We start from the raw sequence: 15,322 nt of genomic DNA, 5'->3' as shown, positions 1-15,322 counted from the left end.
GGGCCGGTCCACCGTAGCGCGCGCGGACGCCGGGAGTTGACCCGATGCGCAGGTCCCGGAGCCTGCCGCCCGATCACGACCGTGTCTCCGTGCCGGACACCGCGCGGCCCCGGGGCCTGATCCAGCCCGGGACAGCCCTTAGCTGCCGGTGCCCGTCCTGCCCCAGTCCGGGCCGACCGCCGCCCACGCCCGGTCGATCCGTGCGTACCGGCGCCATGTCATGTGCCGGAGGATCAGGCGGCGGACGCACTCGATCAGCAGGGCGGACAGCATCGCGGCTCCGAAACCGGCGAGCGCGGCATGCGTGTGCGCCGTCGGTATGTCCATCGGCCGGAGCGTGGGGTCGCCCGCGCGGTCGGTCCAGATCCGGACCCGGGCTCCCGGCGCCGCGTTGCGCGAGGCGGTCGTCACCGTCGCCGTGCGGGCCGCGCCGTCCGGGGTGCGCCACCGGGCCACTACCTCGGTCCGCGTCAGGGCGGTGCCGGATGTCTCGGGGTCGGTGACATGACGGGCGCCGGCCACCCGCCGCACCACGACGGCCGTGGTGAGGTGACGGTCCGCCCGCTGGGCGCGCACCGACGTCTGGAGCGCCGCGTCCGTCCGGGCCCCGCACAGCCAGCCGACCGCCGGGGCCGCCAGCATCAGCATCAGGAACGCGGCCAGGGCCAGCCACGCCTCGCACCGGTCCGTCGCCCTGCGCAGCGGATTGTGCCGCCAACGCCAGACACCCGCCATCGCTCGCACAGTCCCCGCGCCCCCTTCCGCACCCGTCCCCACCCGGTACGGTGCCGTCCACACGCCGAGGCCGCGCGGTGTGGGCGGCCCACCGTGCTCAACGCGCGGCTCGCCCCCGCGAGTTCCCGGCGCCCCGGGCCGGCCGCGCGGAACGCGGAACGGCGCACGGCCCGTGTTGCCGGGCACCCCGCCCCGGGCCGTGCGCCGCCTGACGGGCGAAGGCTCTAGTAGCCCCGGCCGCCCTGGTAGGGCCGCCCGTACGGGTCCTCGTAAGGGGACTGCGCCGGGACGGGCCGGGGCGCGGCGGGGCGCATCGACTCGTAGCCCGACGTCGGCGCCGGGCGCTGCTGCTGCGGCGGGGGTGCCTGGTACATGCCGCGGCCACCGGCCGGCTGCTGCGGGATGTACGGGGCCGGTGCGTGCTGGAGCTGCGCGGGCTGCATCGGTGTGTAGCCCTGCTGCGCCGCCGGCTGGGGGTAGCCGTAGGACTGCTGGGGCTGGGAGGGGGCCGCGGGAAGCGCCGGCAGGGCCGACGGGAGCGCCGGCAGATAGCTGTTGCCGGTGTCGTAGGCGGCGGGCACTCGGATCGGTGCGATCTGAGGGGTGCCCCGCTCCGCGACGAGGGAGTCGTAGATCGGGGTGTCGGCAAACGACGGCGCGGCGTAGTAGCCGCCACCGTAGGTGGAGCGGGGGGAGGTCATGACACCTAAGTTAAGCCCACGATGTGCAGATTGGGGAGTCCCAATTTTGTGGTCATCGGATTTACCCTCGCGCTACCGGTCTGACCTGCTGAAACATCGTTGTCTTCCCAGGCCCGTACCCAGAGGAATCCCCCCTTGATTCGCCGCCGATCCATGCCTCGCATTCCGGTGCTCTTCGCGCCGGCGCTCACCGCATGCGCACCGGACTCGACCGCGCGGCCCGAATCCGGCCGCGCGGCGGTGAGTGACCCGCGACGGTGGGCAAGGGCCGCATACCCTCGACCGGCTTCCGCGGTTCGTGCGTCGCCTGCCCGATCACGGCGCTTCGATGGAAGAGGGGAGTGAACCCTCGTACGTGTCCGCCCGTCTCACCCCGTAGCGGTTCGCAGCGGTGGACCGGACCGCCGGCCGCGATCTCCGCCCCGCCACCTCGGTCGACGCCGAAACGTGGTCCGACGAACAGGGCCCCGTCGTACGCGTACGCCGGCGGACGCACTTCGCATCAGGCTCCGACATTCGCGCGTCACTCGAACTCACCTATTTCCAGAGCGCAATTCCCGTGAGCCGCCCACCGGGCGGCAATGAGGCACCCAGAGGAGAGAGGCCGGCCCCTGAGCCTCACCCCTCGTGCGCCGAAGGCGGCAAAACGGCGACTCCGGAAGGCACTTACGGTGGATGCTCCGGCGAAAGCCGCGTACACGCCGCCGGTTGACGCCAGCATTACGCCATGAACGAACACGGTGTGCGCCCCGCTTCCCGGCCGGTGCTGGTGAGGATCCCGGTGGAGCCCGTCGAGGCCGCCATCGAGGCCGACGCCTTCGACGCGGCATCGCGCAACAGACTGGCCGTCCGCGGCCCGCTGTTCGGCGTGGCGTCACGGTCCGAGGACGACGGAGACCGGTGGCAGGTTCTCGTCCCGATCACGAACAGCTGCCCCCAGCAGGCCAGGGACGATCTCCAGTCGAAGCTGTGGTTCCGGGCCAAGGACGAGGCGGAGACCGAGGCGGAGCGGCGGGCCCTGCTCGGCGCGGTCGCGCGGCTGGAGACCGGGAAGCCGTCCGAGGTCCACGTCCGCGGCACGTGCTACCGCGTGGTCCGGGCCGAGGAATACGCGGGACTGGACCCCGACGGAGGCTTCGAACTGCCGCGCCCCACCGACCCCGAGCCCGCCGCGCCCGACTGGACCCGCACCGCGGACACCCCCGGGGTCGACGCCGGACTGGTCCTGGACCCGGACGCGCCCGTGACACCCCTCCAGGCGGCGGAGATGCTGACCATGCGCTCCTTCGCGTACCAGGGGAGCAGATACCCCGGCGACGTCCTGCGTGACTCCGCGCGTGCCGTGGACACCCATCCCGATGTCCTGCTCCTGCCGGCGGCCTTCATGGTCGTGGAACGGACCGGCGACGAGCGGTGGGGTGTCGGCGGCGGCCTGCACGCCACCCCGCAGGACGCACGGCGCTCCCTGGACATCTCGCTGACCTGGCTCGGACCCCGTCAGGCGGGCACCATCCCCCTCACCGCCGGGACGGACGTGGACGCGCGCAGCGTCGTCGCCGAGGGCACCCACCCCGCGCTCGCCGAGTTGAGGGTCCTGGCCGAGGCGGCGGACCGGCTGCGCGCGGGCCGGGTCAACGAGGTCGAGGCAGGCGGCACCGCCTACCGGATCGCCCGCTCGCGGCGCCTGCTGCGCTGGGGGCCCGACGGCCCGGAGAGCCAACGGCCGTCCGACGTCACCATGGTGGAGCCGATGGCCCTCCACCCCCGCCTGGACGCGAACGGCGTCGTCCACAACGGCGAGGAGGGCACGCGGCCGGAGGACACCGCCACCTGACCCGGTGAGGAGGCGGCGGGCGCCGTGTCCACGAGCCCGGCGCCCGTACCCGCACCTCGGTGGGTCCCAGGGCGGGGCTGGCATTAGGTTGAGCCGGAAAGGTCTCGGAAGCGGACTCGTGATGGGGGCGAGCATGACCATGCAAAAGGGAACCAATGTCCCAGTGGCGGCCCAGGCCGTGCGTGTCGAACTGGGGTGGCGCACCGCCCCGGGGACACCCGATGTGGACGCCTCCGCGCTTCTCCTCCTCGGCTCGGGCAAGGTGCGCAACGACGGCGACTTCGTCTTCTACAACCAGCCGGCCCACTCCTCCGGCGCGGTGCGCCACGAGGGCAAGCGCAACGCCGGCGGCGCGGCGACCGACACCCTCGCCGTCGACCTGGCGCGGGTGGAACCGGCCATCGACCGCGTGGTGCTGGCCGCCTCGGCCGACGGCGGCACGTTCGGCCGGGTGAGCGGACTGTACGTACGCGTCCTGGACGCGTCGAACGGCGCCGAACTCGCCCGCTTCGAAAGCTCCGACGCCACCGTGGAGACGGCCTTCATCCTCGGTGAGCTCTACCGGCGGCAGGGCGCCTGGAAGTTCCGGGCGGTCGGCCAGGGCTACGGCTCCGGGCTCGAAGGGCTCGCCACGGACTTCGGCATCTCCGTGGACGAACCCCAGCAGCCGCACACGGCCCCCCAGCCCCAGCCGTCCCACCCGGCCACCCGGGTCACCGCCACCCCGCCGCCTCCGCAGTACCCGCAGCCGCAGCAGCCGACGCTCGCCGCACCCATGGCGCCCCCGATGGCCCCGCCCGTCCCCCCGGCCCCTCCGGCACCGCCCGTCACCCAGCCCGTCCGGCTGACCAAGGTGACGCTCACCAAGGAGGCGCCGTCCGTCTCGCTCACCAAGCAGGGCGGCACGTCCGGCGCCATGCGCGTCAACCTCAACTGGGAGGTGCGCAAGCAGTTCAAGGGCTGGGGCAGCAAGCTGGGCCGGGCCGTCGCCAACCACTCGGACCTCGACCTCGACCTCTGTGCCCTGTACGAGCTGACCGACGGCCGCAAGGGAGTCGTCCAGGCCCTGGGGAACGCCTTCGGCGCACTCCACCAGCCGCCCTTCATGCAGCTCGACGGCGACGACCGCACCGGTGCCGTCTCCACCGGCGAGAACCTGACGATCAACCTCGACCACAAGGCGCAGCTCCGCCGGGTCCTGATCTTCGTCACCATCTACGAGGGCGCCCGCAGCTTCGCCGACCTGCACGCCACCGTCACCCTCCAGCCCCAGCACGGCGCGCCGATCGACTTCTCGCTGGACGAGTGCACGGTCCCGTCGACCGTCTGCGCACTCGCGCTCATCACCAACACGGGGAACGACCTCACCGTGCAGCGCGAGGCCCGCTACCTGGTGCCGCAGCGCGGCGTCAGTCCGCAGCGCACCATCGACCACGCCTACGGCTGGGGCATGAACTGGACCCCGGGCCGCAAGTGACCCGGCCCGGATGCCACTGAGTCACTGATCCGGTGCGGCCTCGGGACGGGCGTACGTACGCCCCTTCCAGGCCGCACCGCGCCCCCGGTAGTGCTGCACCGCCGAATCGACGGTCATCAGCAGATACAGCAGCGCGGTGAACGGCAGCAGCGGGGCGAGCCACAGCGACTGCCGGTAGTAGGCGAGCATCGGCATGTACGTCCCCGCCATGACCGCCCACGCGAGGCCCCCGGCCCACGCAGCGACCGCGCCCCCGCCCAGCACCCCGGCGGCCAGAGTCACCGGCGGCGCGAGGTAGACGAGCGCCAGCCCGAGCACCGTGGCCAGCAGCACCAGCGGATTGTGCCGCAGCTGGGCGTACGCGCTCCGCGAGACCATCCGCCACAGATCGGCCAGGCACGGATACGGACGCACACTGTCCACCCGGTCCGCGAGCCCCAGCCAGATTCTGCCGCCCGAGCGCCGCACCACCCGGGCCAGCGACACGTCGTCGATGACCGCCTGCCGGATCGAGCCCGGCACCCCGGCCCGCACGGCCGCCGCCGTCCGCAGCAGCACACAGCCCCCCGCCGCGGCGGCCGTCCGCCCCCGCTTCCGGTTGATCCACCGGAACGGATAGAGCTGCGAGAAGAAGTAGACGAAGGCCGGCACGACGAGCCGCTCCCAGACGCTCGCCACCCGCAGCCGGGCCATCTGCGAGACCAGGTCGAAGCCGCCCGTCTCCGCCGCCGCCACCAGCTCCCGGAGGCTGTCCGGCTCGTGCGCGATGTCGGCGTCCGTGAGCAGCAGGTACTCTGGCTCCCGGGTCCGGGCCAGCGCGATCCCGTGGCGTACCGCCCAGAGCTTGCCCGTCCAGCCGGGCTCGGGCTCGCCCGGCGAGACCACGGTCACCGGCAGGCCCCCGTACCGCACGGACAGGGCACGGGCGACATCCCCCGTGCCGTCCTTGCTGCAGTCGTCCACGAGGAAGACCTCGGCGCTCCCCGGATAGTCCTGCGCCAGCAGCGACGGCAGGCTCACCGGCAGCATCGCGGCCTCGTCGCGCGCCGGCACGACGACGGCGACCGAGGGCCAGCGCTCCGGGGCCGCACGGCTCGGCAGCCGCTGGTCGGTGCGCCAGAAGAACCCCTGGCCCAGCAGCAGCCACACCCATGCGACAAGCGAACCCACGGCGATCCAGGCAACGGCGCTCATTGGCGGAAGTCTGCACCACTGAGCGGGGACCGCAAGGGCGGTCGACTATGGTGACCGGGTGAAGATCGCGCTCATGGACTCCGGAATCGGACTGCTCGCCGCCGCCGCCGCAGTACGCCGGCTGCGGCCGGACGCCGATCTGGTGCTCTCCTCGGACCCGGACAACATGCCCTGGGGCCGGGCCCCGGAGGGTGTCAAGGCCCACGCGCTCGCGGTGGCCCGGGCCGCCGCCGAGCACCGGCCCGACGCGCTGATCGTCGCCTGCAACACCGCCTCCGTGCACGCGCTGGAGCTGCTGCGCGCCGAGCTGGAACCGGGCCTGCCGGTCATCGGCACCGTCCCCGCGATCAAGCCCGCCGCCGCGGCCGGCGGCTCCGTCGCGATCTGGGCGACCCCGGCCACCACCGGCAGCCCGTACCAGCGCGGACTGATCCGCGAGTTCGCCGGGTCCGCCGCCGTGACCGAAGTGCCCTGCCCGGGCCTCGCCGACGCCGTGCAGTACGCGGACGAGGACGCCATCGACCGGGCGATCGCCGCCGCCGCCGCGCTCACCCCGCCCGACGTCCGGGCCGTCGTCCTGGGCTGCACCCACTACGAGCTCGTCGCCGAGCGCATCCGCGAGGCCGTCGGCGGCCCCGGCCGGCGCCCGGTCGCCCTGCACGGGTCCGCCGGAGCCGTCGCCGCCCAGGCGCTGCGCCGGATCGGCGCCGAACCCGCTCCGTCGGCCGAACCCTCCTCGTCCATCGCGGTCATCCTCAGCGGACGCGTCTCGGAGCTGCCGCAAGCCGCCCTGGCCTACGCGGAAGGGCGCGGACTGGCCGCCGTCGGCTCCGTCCACTGACCCACGGACGGCCGTCCCGGCGCGCTCGCGCCCGTCCCCCGACGCCCGTTCTTCAGTACGCTGCTCGGCATGAGGGAGCACCCCGGAGAACCGAAGCGCACCGGAACCGGCACCCACTCGCAGGTCTGGGTCGGCCGGGCCACCAACCGCACCCAGTGGGTCCTCGCGGCCCTGGGCGCCGCCTGCCTGGCTCTGGGCATCCAGCTCGCCGTCAGCTCCAACTGGACCTCCGGCATCGCTCCGCTGCTGATGTCGGTGATCGGCTGCGTCGCCGCCGGCCTGCTGATGCTGTTCGGCACCCTCGCCTTCGTGAACGTCGCCGTCCGCGTCGACGGCGACGCCCTGGAGGTGCGCTGCGGCCACATGGGGCTGCCGCGCCGCCGCATCCTGCTCACCCATGTGGTGGCCGCCGACTTCGCGCCCCATGTGAACCCCCGGCAGTGGGGCGGCTGGGGCTACCGCTGGCGCCCCGAGAAGGGCACGGCCGTCGTCGTGCGCCGGGGCGAGGGGCTGGTGCTGCGGCTCGGAGACGGCCGCACGTTCACCATCACGGTGGACGACGCCGAGGCGGGCGTACGGTTCATCCGGGCCCGGCTGCACCTGCCGTCCTCGGGCTTCCCGGCCGGGGCCTGATCCGGTCCTCCCCGTCCGCCCCGCCGTCCGGCCCGCAGGGCTCGCCCGCGCCGATCGGCCGCCTGGCCGACGCGAGCCCGGCCAGCAGCCCCGCCCCCGCCGTCACCGGTGTGAAGCTCAGCGCGTTGCCCACGCTCGCCAGCACGGCCAGCGCCGTGAGCGTCGCGCCCGCCGTCAGGACCACCGCCGTGGACCGGGGCGAGCGCCACAGCGCGTACAGCAGCCAGCCGAACGAGGCACCGAGCAGCACCACCCCGACGATTCCCTGCTCGGCGGCCTGCTGCCACGGCGCCGAGTGCGGTTTCCCGTCCGAGCCGAGGCTGTGCCCCACGGTCGGGCTCAGCTCGTCGAACCGGCCGGGGCCGATGCCGAGCACGGGGTGCCGGGCCGTCAGACGGGCGGCGTCCTGCCACAGCTCGACCCGGTTCCGGGTGAGCGGGCCCTCCAGCGAGACCGTGAGCCCCTCGGGCAGGACCTCCTCGGCCATGGCCCACGAGGTTCCGACGACCAGCCCGGCCACCAGCGCGAGGGCACCCAGCCCGAGCAGCCGGCGGCGCGTCAGGGCAGCGGCCAGCGAGCACACCAGCACCCCGAGCGCCGCCGCGAACCCGGCCACCGAACCCAGCGCGAGCGAGACGCCTGCGGTGCCCAGCGCCAGCAGCCGCAGGGCCGTACGCGGCACCCGCCGCCCGGCCCCCGCCGCCGCGCAGCACGCGCACCCGGCGGCGAGGACCAGCAGGGCCGCGGCGGCGCCGGTCTGCCCCGGCGCATGGTCCTCGGTGGCCGTCGCACCCGGCATGCCGTGCCGCCAGAGAAGGGCCAGGAGCAGGGCCGCCAGCGCGGCGCCGGTGGCGGTCGCGACCGGCAGCAGCGTGCCGCAGATGCGCCCGCAGGCGAAGCCCGCCGCGACGGCGAGCAGGGCGAGCAGCACCCCTTCGGGCCGGGTCTCCCGGCCCGCCGCGCTGATCAGCGACCACACCGCGCAGGCGGCGAGGATCAGCGCACCGGTGGCATCGGACGCGTTCCCCCGCTCGGACCCCCGCCGCACCGATTCAGCCATCACGTCCGCCCCCGGCCTGTGACCGTCCCGTACGCGAGGGCCGGAGCCGGCCCGTCGGCGGGGGACTGGCGCACAGGCTAACGGCCGCATCGGTCATATGGGCGGAAGATGCGGAGAAATGATGCGGTAGTCGGGATTCCGCCATCGGGACGGGGCTCCCGCGTGGCCGGGCGGTCACCGTAGACTCCGCCGGGTGAGCACCACCATCGCCCAGGTCGGCGAACCGCAGAGCCCTGCCCCCGCCCCCCGGACCGGCGGGCTGCCGAAGCGCCTCGTGCGGCCCGGGGCCGCCGTCCTCGCCGGTGTGATGCTGTACCTCAGCTTCCCGCCCCGCCCCCTGTGGTGGCTGGTTCTGCCCGGGTTCGCCCTGCTCGGCTGGGTGCTGTCCGAGCGCCGCGCCCGCGCCGCTTTCGGGCTCGGGCTGCTCGCGGGGCTCGGGTTCATGCTGCCCCTGCTGCACTGGACCGGCGAGGAGGTCGGCCCGGTCCCGTGGCTGGCCCTCGCCGCCGCCGAGGCGCTGTTCGTCGCGGTCGGCTGCATCGGCATCTCCGCCGTCTCCCGGCTCCCCGGCGGACCGCTGTGGGCGGCCGCGGTCTGGACGCTGGACGAGGCGGTCCGCGCGCGGGTGCCCTTCGGCGGCTTCCCCTGGGGCAAGATCGCCTTCGGCCAGGCGGACGGCGTCTTCCTGCCGCTCGCCGCGCTCGGCGGCACCCCGCTGCTCTCCTTCGCCGTGGTGCTCTGCGGCTTCGGCCTCTTCGAGGCGGTCCGCCGCTTCGCCCGCTACCGGTCCGCCGGTGAGCTCCGCCGCGGGGCCGCCGTCGTGGCGGCGGCGACCGTCCTCGTCCCCGTGGCCGCGGCCTTCGCCGCGCTGCCGCTCGTGGACGACTCGGCCGAGGACGGCACCGCGACCGTCGCCGCGATCCAGGGCAACGTGCCCCGCCTCGGCCTCGACTTCAACTCCCAGCGCCGCGCGGTCCTGGACAACCACGCCAAGCGTACGGAGCAGCTGGCCCGGGACGTGAAGGCCGGCAAGGTCCCGCAGCCGGACTTCGTCCTGTGGCCGGAGAACTCCTCCGACCTCGACCCCTACCGCAACCCGGACGCGCGGATCGTCATCGACGACGCCGTCAAGGCGATCGGGGCGCCGACCGTCATCGGCGCGGTGATCGAGCCCGACTCGGGCCCGCTGCGCAACACCCTCATTCAGTGGCAGCCGGACAAGGGCCCCGTCGCCACGTACGACAAGCGGCACATCCAGCCGTTCGGCGAGTACATGCCGATGCGCTCGTTCGTCCGCATCTTCAGCTCGGACGTCGACCGGGTGCGGCGCGACTTCGGCCCCGGCAAGAAGGTCGGCGTCTTCGACCTCGCGGGCACCTACACCGGGCTCGTCACCTGCTACGAGGCCGCGTTCGACGACGCCGTACGCGACACGGTCGAGCACGGAGCCCAGCTGATCGCCGTCCCCAGCAACAACGCCACCTTCGGCCGCAGCGAGATGACCTACCAGCAGCTCGCCATGTCCCGGGTGCGCGCCGTCGAGCACAGCCGGGCCGTCGTCGTCCCCGTCACCAGCGGCGTCAGCGCGATCATCCGCCCGGACGGCACGGTGGCCGAGAAGACGAAGATGTTCACCCCGGACGCCCTGGTCGACGAGGTGCCGCTGCGCTCCTCACTGACCCCCGCGACCCGGATGGGACCGCTGCCCGAGGGTGTCCTGATCCTGCTCGCGCTCGGCGCGCTGGGCTGGGCGGGCGCCCTGGCGGTGCGCGCCCGACGCCTCCGCTGAACGGGTGGCACGCCACGTAGGGTCGGCACATGGCCATTCCTGACTTCATCCGCGAGATCCGTGCCACCGCCGGGCAGCAGCTGCTCCTGCTGCCCGGCGTCACCGCCGTCGTCTTCGACGACGAGGGCAGAGTGCTCCTCGGCCGGCGCGCCGACACCGGCGAGTGGTCCGTGATCGGCGGCATCTCCGAGCCGGGCGAACAGCCCGCGACGACGGCGGAGCGCGAGGTGTACGAGGAGACCGCCGTGCGCTGCGTGGCGGAGCGGGTCGTCCTCACCCAGGCGCTGCCGCCCATCCAGTACGAGAACGGCGACCGCTGCCAGTTCCTCGACATCACCTTCCGCTGCCGCGCCACCGGCGGCACGGCCCGGGTCAACGACGACGAGTCGCTGGAGGTGGGCTGGTTCCCCGTGGACGCGCTGCCCGACCTGGCCGAGTTCGCGCTGCTGCGGATCAAGCAGGCGCTGAGCGACGGGCCCACCTGGTTCGAGTCCACCGCTCCGCAGCAGTAGACACGATGCGGGAGCCGGACGGACCGCCCGGCTCCCGCGCTTCCGGACTCCGGATCAGACGGTGTGCGCGGCGTCCCGGGGCGCCCCGGCCTCCGACCCGGACGTGGGCCCGGGCCCGACCTCGGCGAGGTCCCGGTGGCGGGTCTCCTTGGCGCAGACCAGGGCCAGCACCGTGAGGAGCGCGGCGGCGATCACGTACAGGGCGATGGGCGTCGAACTGTCGTAGTCGGCGAGCAGGGCCGTGGCGATGAGGGGCGCGGGCGCGCCCGCCGCGACGGACGAGAACTGCGCGCCGATCGACGCGCCCGAGTAGCGCATCCGGGTCGCGAACAGCTCCGAGAAGAACGCGGCCTGCGGCGCGTACATCGCCCCGTGGAAGAACAGCCCGACCGTGACGGCCAGCAGCAGGTTCCCGAAGCTCCGGGTGTCGATCAGCGCGAAGAACGGGAACATCCACAGCCCCACGCCGACCGCGCCCACCAGATAGACGGGCTTGCGCCCGACCCGGTCGGAGAGCGCGCCCCACAGCGGGATCACGGCGAAGTGGAAGGCCGACGCGATGAGCACCGCGTTGAGCGCCGTCTGCTTGCTCAGGTCCGCCGCGGTCGTCGCGTAGACGAGGATGAACGCGGTGATCACGTAGTAGCTGATGTTCTCCGCCATCCGCGCCCCCATGGCGACCAGCACGTCGCGCCAGTGGTGCCGCAGCACGGCCACGACCGGCATCTTCTCCGCGGCCCCCGAAGCGGCCTTCCGCTCGTCGGCGCGGGCCAGGGCCTCCTTGAACAGAGGTGACTCGTCGACAGAGAGACGTATCCACAGACCGATGATCACGAGCACACCGGACAGCAGGAACGGGACGCGCCATCCCCACGACTCGAACGCGGCGTCCGAGGTCAGCGCGGTCAGCGCCGACAGCACCCCGGTGGCCAGCAGCTGACCGGCCGGCGCACCGGTCTGCGGCCACGACGCCCAGAACCCGCGCCGCCGCGCGTCCCCGTGCTCCGACACCAGCAGCACGGCCCCGCCCCACTCACCGCCGAGCGCGAACCCCTGCACCAGCCGGAGCAGGGTGAGCAGCACGGGCGCCGCCACGCCGACGGTCGCGTGCGTCGGCAGCAGCCCGATCGCGAAGGTCGCCCCGCCCATCATCAGCAGACTCAGCACCAGCAGTTTCTTGCGCCCGAGCCGGTCGCCGTAGTGGCCGAACACCAGCGCCCCGATGGGCCGCGCCGCGAAGCCGACCGCGTAGGTCAGGAAGGACAGCAGCGTTCCGACGAGCGGTTCGGAGTCCGGGAAGAACAGTTTGTTGAAGACCAGTGCGGCCGCCGACCCGTACAGGAAGAAGTCGTACCACTCGATGGTGGTGCCGATGAGGCTGGCGGCGACGATGCGGCGGAGGTTGGAGGCGGGCGGGGGAGCGGATGCCGGTTCGGCCATGGGTACCACTTCCGGACAGTTGGCGGGGACGATTCCGTGTCGCCATACCGTAGGAAGGTGCAGGTCAGGGGCGTATGTGGTGGGACACCATAGTTGGTGTGGCAGGTGTGCGGGCCGCCGCTACGGGGTCCTGCTCGGGGGCTGAATCCGTCGGGTCGGGCGGGCCTGGACGGGGCTGCCCGAGTTGCACGTTTCGCCATAGTTCAGTGGGGCGGTGCTGACTCCCGTGCTGACTAAAAGCACACGTCATCACCCGTGCTCACCCCTCCCGTGCTGACTTGGTGCTGACTACGCTGTGTTGTGATCGGGCAATTGAGACTAAAGGGGCTGTCCTGCAAGTGCGGCTGGGAGATCCGGCCTCTGCTCGCCGACCGTCTCGTAACACGATCTTGTGACCCCACCTCAGGAGCACGTCAATACATTGCGCAGGGGCACCGCCGGCCGCCACGGTTCGGTAGGTGCGGCCGCGGCCGGCAGGTGCTCTTCTTCCGCACCGATCACTGGATCAGTTCGATGTGCGGATGGTCGGGGGATACCGGGCAGGTGTGCAGTTGCAGGTTGGAGCCGCGTGCGATGTCGAGCCCGGTGGGCTCCTGTGCTGTAGGCAGAGGGGGAGACGGCGTGAGGTTCGCCCGGTCCTCTTCAGGGGCCCAGCCCTGGGTGCCCGCATTCCATTCGGAGCCGGCGATGGTGAGCAGCGGGTCGGCTTCGGTTCCGCATTCCGGGCAGCGGCGGGGCATGGGGTCGGTGAGCCCCCAGCGGGTCCAACCGCCGATCTTCCAGCCGGGGGCGACGGACAGTTCGCTCGTGTAGAACTCGTCCGGAGCGGCCGAGTAGGCACTGTCCACCGCCGCTCCGGACGCCTGCCATCGGGACCAGTCGCGCAGTTCCTCCGACAGTTCCTTGCTCAGTTCCAGAGGGTGGGGGTATTCGGTGATCTCCTCCGGTGCGAGCAGACAGGGCTCCGGCAGGTAGCCGCGGAACTGCATCGCGGGCGGCTCGGGCGGTGCGTCGAGTACGTCGGTGATCTCGGCGGCGGAGCGCCAGCGCAGCACGGTCGTGGGGTTCGCCGGGTGGTCGAAGGGACACCAGAGGACCTGGAGCAGATCGGCCTCGGACTGCCCGGGCGGGCGCAGGCGGGGGATGTCGCGTACATACAGCTGGGCCAAGGGGAGCAGGGCGACGGGCCCTTCGGGCCACGGGCGTCCAGCCTTGATCCGCTTCGCGGTCACTGCTTCCTGGGGCGTGTACCGGGCGGCCAGGGGGAGGTTGGGGTCGCTGCACGGCCGCTCGGTCAGTTCCGCCCGGATACGCCGCTCCCACCGGATGTCGTCCGGTGAGAGGGCCGGGTTCCTGCCGTCCCACACGTGTGGCCCCGGGCAGTGGGGCCAGGGCTCGGGGGCGGGCCACAGGAGTGGTCCGCCGACGGAGCTGTCGCGCGGGGCCGGCGCCCCAGGCCGCGGGTGCAGCCGGGTCGCCGTGCGCGCCAGCGGAGCAAGTCGAGGGAAGAGCGCGGTCACGTCGAGCGGCCGCGGCGGTGTGGTGATGCTCATGCTTGCTCCGATAGCGCGAACTGACCTGAGTCAGTTCCCGAGGTTAGAACTCCCGGTATTTGCCGGGGTGTTGGGGATGTACTCGTCATCGAACGCCGGATGCGACCATCCGTTCGCACGCGCCAGCGTACCGGTCATCTTCACGCCCACGGGGATCGTGCTGTCGGCGCTCTCGTAGACGGGCGTCACCTCGTAGAAGATCGAGTCGTTCGGGCCGAAATCGTCAGATTTCAGCTCGTTGACCACTTCGATCTCATGCGTCCGCATGCTCGGTGTCCCCGTGTTCATCCCCACCTGCCAGCAGGGGGGGGTGAGGTTGGTCAGCCCACCGTCTTTGACTTGACCGGTGCCGCCGAACGTATTGGCGATCAGGTGGCATCGGGCGAGTCCGGCCGTCGGTACGCCGGGGAGTGCGGCGAAGTCCTTGGCATCCTGCCACCCGGTGATGTCCCCGTTGGCTGCGTCGCTGCCCTCGACGTACGGTTTGCCCAGGCAGGCCTGCGCGACGGCCGCCCGCTCGCCGGCCGGGCTCGACAAGTCCTTCTTTCCCGACGACCCCGTTTTCTCCGACGGCCGGTGGGCAAGCCGCGATCGAGATGGCCCACGGCGGACTTCAGTCGTCGAGGGCTGTGGTGAGGCGGTCGAGGATGTGCCGGATGCCGGGGCGCCGACCGGTTCCCGAGCGGTGGAGGGCGTGGACGCTCCGGTGGACCGGCACGCGCAGCGTGTGGATGCTGAGGTCGGGTCCGGGGGCCGGCAACGCCATGCGGGGGATGAGGGCGATCCCTGCGCGGCGGGCGACGAGCGCGGTCAGAACGGCGAAGTCGCCCGCCACCGCCACGGCTCGCGGGACGAATCCGGCGGCGCCGCAGGCGCGTTGGGTCATTTCGTGGCAGGTGGTATCGGGGCCGGGAAGCAGCCACGGGGCGTCGGCGAACCGGCGCAGGTCCGCCTGCGCACCGGGAGCGAGGCGGTGGTCGGCGGCGTCGTCGGGGTGCAGGACGAGATACACGGGTTCGTCGAAGAGGGCTGTGTGCTCGCAGCCCGCGGGGACCGGGCGGGGAAGCAGGCTGTAAGAGTGGGTGACCGCGATGTCGACCTCGCGGCGGCAGAGAGCGGCCTCCGCTGCCGGGGGCTCGTGTTCGACCAGGACTACGGCGGGCTCCTCCGGGCCGGGTGCCGTGCCGGGCGCGGGCCAGAGGCCGGGGATGATCGTGCGGGCGGCGGAAGCGAACGCCGCGATGCGGACCGTGCCGCGCTCGCCCTGCCGCAGTGACGCGAGATCCGACTCGGCGGCGGCGAGGTTGCCGAGGAGGACATGTGTGTGATCCACGAGGCGTTGCCCCGCGCCGGTGAGGTGAAGGGTACGGCCCCGCTTCTCCAGGAGTTGCACCCCCGCTTCTTTCTCCAGCACAGCCAGTTGCTGGGACACGGCCGGGCCGGTGAGGTGCAGGGCCCGGGCTGCGGCGGCGACCGTGCCGTGCGAGGCGAACTCGGCCAGCACACGGAGTCGGCGGACATCCAACAAGAAAGAGTTCCTATCTGATAAGCAA

The 15,322-nt window shown here is 72.9% G+C and carries 14 protein-coding genes; 6 read left to right on the top strand and 8 right to left on the bottom strand.

The features are described 5' to 3' along the window. Window positions 1-138: 138 nt before the first annotated feature. Complete coding sequence (locus ACN6LM_RS04335) at window positions 139-735, bottom strand: Rv1733c family protein (protein WP_445063920.1); 597 nt, start codon at window positions 733-735, stop codon at window positions 139-141. Window positions 736-959: 224 nt separating this feature from the next. After that, complete coding sequence (locus ACN6LM_RS04330; protein WP_445063919.1) at window positions 960-1,436, bottom strand: DUF6643 family protein; 477 nt, start codon at window positions 1,434-1,436, stop codon at window positions 960-962. A 727-nt stretch (window positions 1,437-2,163) separates the two neighbouring features. Here ACN6LM_RS04330 and ACN6LM_RS04325 point away from each other — a divergent pair. Both ACN6LM_RS04325 and ACN6LM_RS04320 read left to right on the top strand, forming a co-directional pair. Continuing rightward, a complete protein-coding gene (locus ACN6LM_RS04325) occupies window positions 2,164-3,270 on the top strand; it encodes a DUF5954 family protein (RefSeq protein ID WP_445063918.1) in 1,107 nt (368 codons plus the stop codon). A 121-nt stretch (window positions 3,271-3,391) separates the two neighbouring features. Continuing rightward, window positions 3,392-4,747, top strand: a complete 1,356-nt coding sequence (locus ACN6LM_RS04320) for a TerD family protein (RefSeq protein WP_445063917.1) — start codon at window positions 3,392-3,394, stop codon at window positions 4,745-4,747. A gap of 21 nt (window positions 4,748-4,768) precedes the next feature. On the opposite strand, the gene ACN6LM_RS04315 is transcribed toward ACN6LM_RS04320, so the two are convergent. Then, window positions 4,769-5,941 (bottom strand): glycosyltransferase, encoded by a 1,173-nt coding sequence (locus ACN6LM_RS04315; RefSeq protein WP_445063916.1) that lies wholly within the window; start codon window positions 5,939-5,941, stop codon window positions 4,769-4,771. A 58-nt stretch (window positions 5,942-5,999) separates the two neighbouring features. Between ACN6LM_RS04315 and ACN6LM_RS04310 the strand changes: the two genes are divergently transcribed. Then, window positions 6,000-6,782, top strand: a complete 783-nt coding sequence (locus tag ACN6LM_RS04310) for a glutamate racemase (protein WP_445063915.1) — start codon at window positions 6,000-6,002, stop codon at window positions 6,780-6,782. Between the two features lie 69 nt (window positions 6,783-6,851). Beyond that, window positions 6,852-7,415 (top strand): hypothetical protein, encoded by a 564-nt coding sequence (locus ACN6LM_RS04305; protein ID WP_018102770.1) that lies wholly within the window; start codon window positions 6,852-6,854, stop codon window positions 7,413-7,415. Here ACN6LM_RS04305 and ACN6LM_RS04300 read toward each other — a convergent pair. Continuing rightward, window positions 7,363-8,475 carry an O-antigen ligase family protein gene (locus ACN6LM_RS04300; RefSeq protein ID WP_445063914.1) on the bottom strand — a complete coding sequence of 371 codons (1,113 nt, stop codon included), beginning with the start codon at window positions 8,473-8,475 and terminating at the stop codon, window positions 7,363-7,365. The two genes, ACN6LM_RS04305 and ACN6LM_RS04300, sit on opposite strands and share 53 nt — an antisense overlap. A 193-nt stretch (window positions 8,476-8,668) precedes the next feature. On the opposite strand from ACN6LM_RS04300, the gene lnt reads away from it, so the two are divergent. Both lnt and ACN6LM_RS04290 read left to right on the top strand, forming a co-directional pair. Then, window positions 8,669-10,264 carry an apolipoprotein N-acyltransferase gene (lnt, locus tag ACN6LM_RS04295; protein WP_445063913.1) on the top strand — a complete coding sequence of 532 codons (1,596 nt, stop codon included), beginning with the start codon at window positions 8,669-8,671 and terminating at the stop codon, window positions 10,262-10,264. 29 nt (window positions 10,265-10,293) lie between these two features. Next, a complete protein-coding gene (locus ACN6LM_RS04290; protein WP_445063912.1) occupies window positions 10,294-10,776 on the top strand; it encodes an NUDIX hydrolase in 483 nt (160 codons plus the stop codon). Between the two features lie 54 nt (window positions 10,777-10,830). Here ACN6LM_RS04290 and ACN6LM_RS04285 read toward each other — a convergent pair whose 3' ends face one another. The 4 genes from ACN6LM_RS04285 to ACN6LM_RS04270 form a co-directional block, all read right to left on the bottom strand. Beyond that, window positions 10,831-12,216: an MFS transporter gene (locus ACN6LM_RS04285; protein WP_445063911.1), complete on the bottom strand. Its 1,386-nt coding sequence runs from the start codon at window positions 12,214-12,216 to the stop codon at window positions 10,831-10,833. A 497-nt stretch (window positions 12,217-12,713) separates the two neighbouring features. Next, a complete protein-coding gene (locus tag ACN6LM_RS04280; RefSeq protein ID WP_445063910.1) occupies window positions 12,714-13,769 on the bottom strand; it encodes a hypothetical protein in 1,056 nt (351 codons plus the stop codon). A gap of 30 nt (window positions 13,770-13,799) precedes the next feature. Further along, entirely contained in the window at window positions 13,800-14,306 is a 507-nt protein-coding gene (locus tag ACN6LM_RS04275) for a DNA/RNA non-specific endonuclease (protein ID WP_445063909.1), read from the bottom strand. Window positions 14,307-14,382: 76 nt separating this feature from the next. After that, a complete protein-coding gene (locus tag ACN6LM_RS04270) occupies window positions 14,383-15,297 on the bottom strand; it encodes a LysR family transcriptional regulator (RefSeq protein WP_445063908.1) in 915 nt (304 codons plus the stop codon). Between the last annotated feature and the right edge of the window lie 25 nt (window positions 15,298-15,322).

It is taken from the genome of Streptomyces sp. SAS_281, from assembly GCF_052542855.1.
This window is presented reverse-complemented; position numbering and strand designations above follow the sequence as displayed.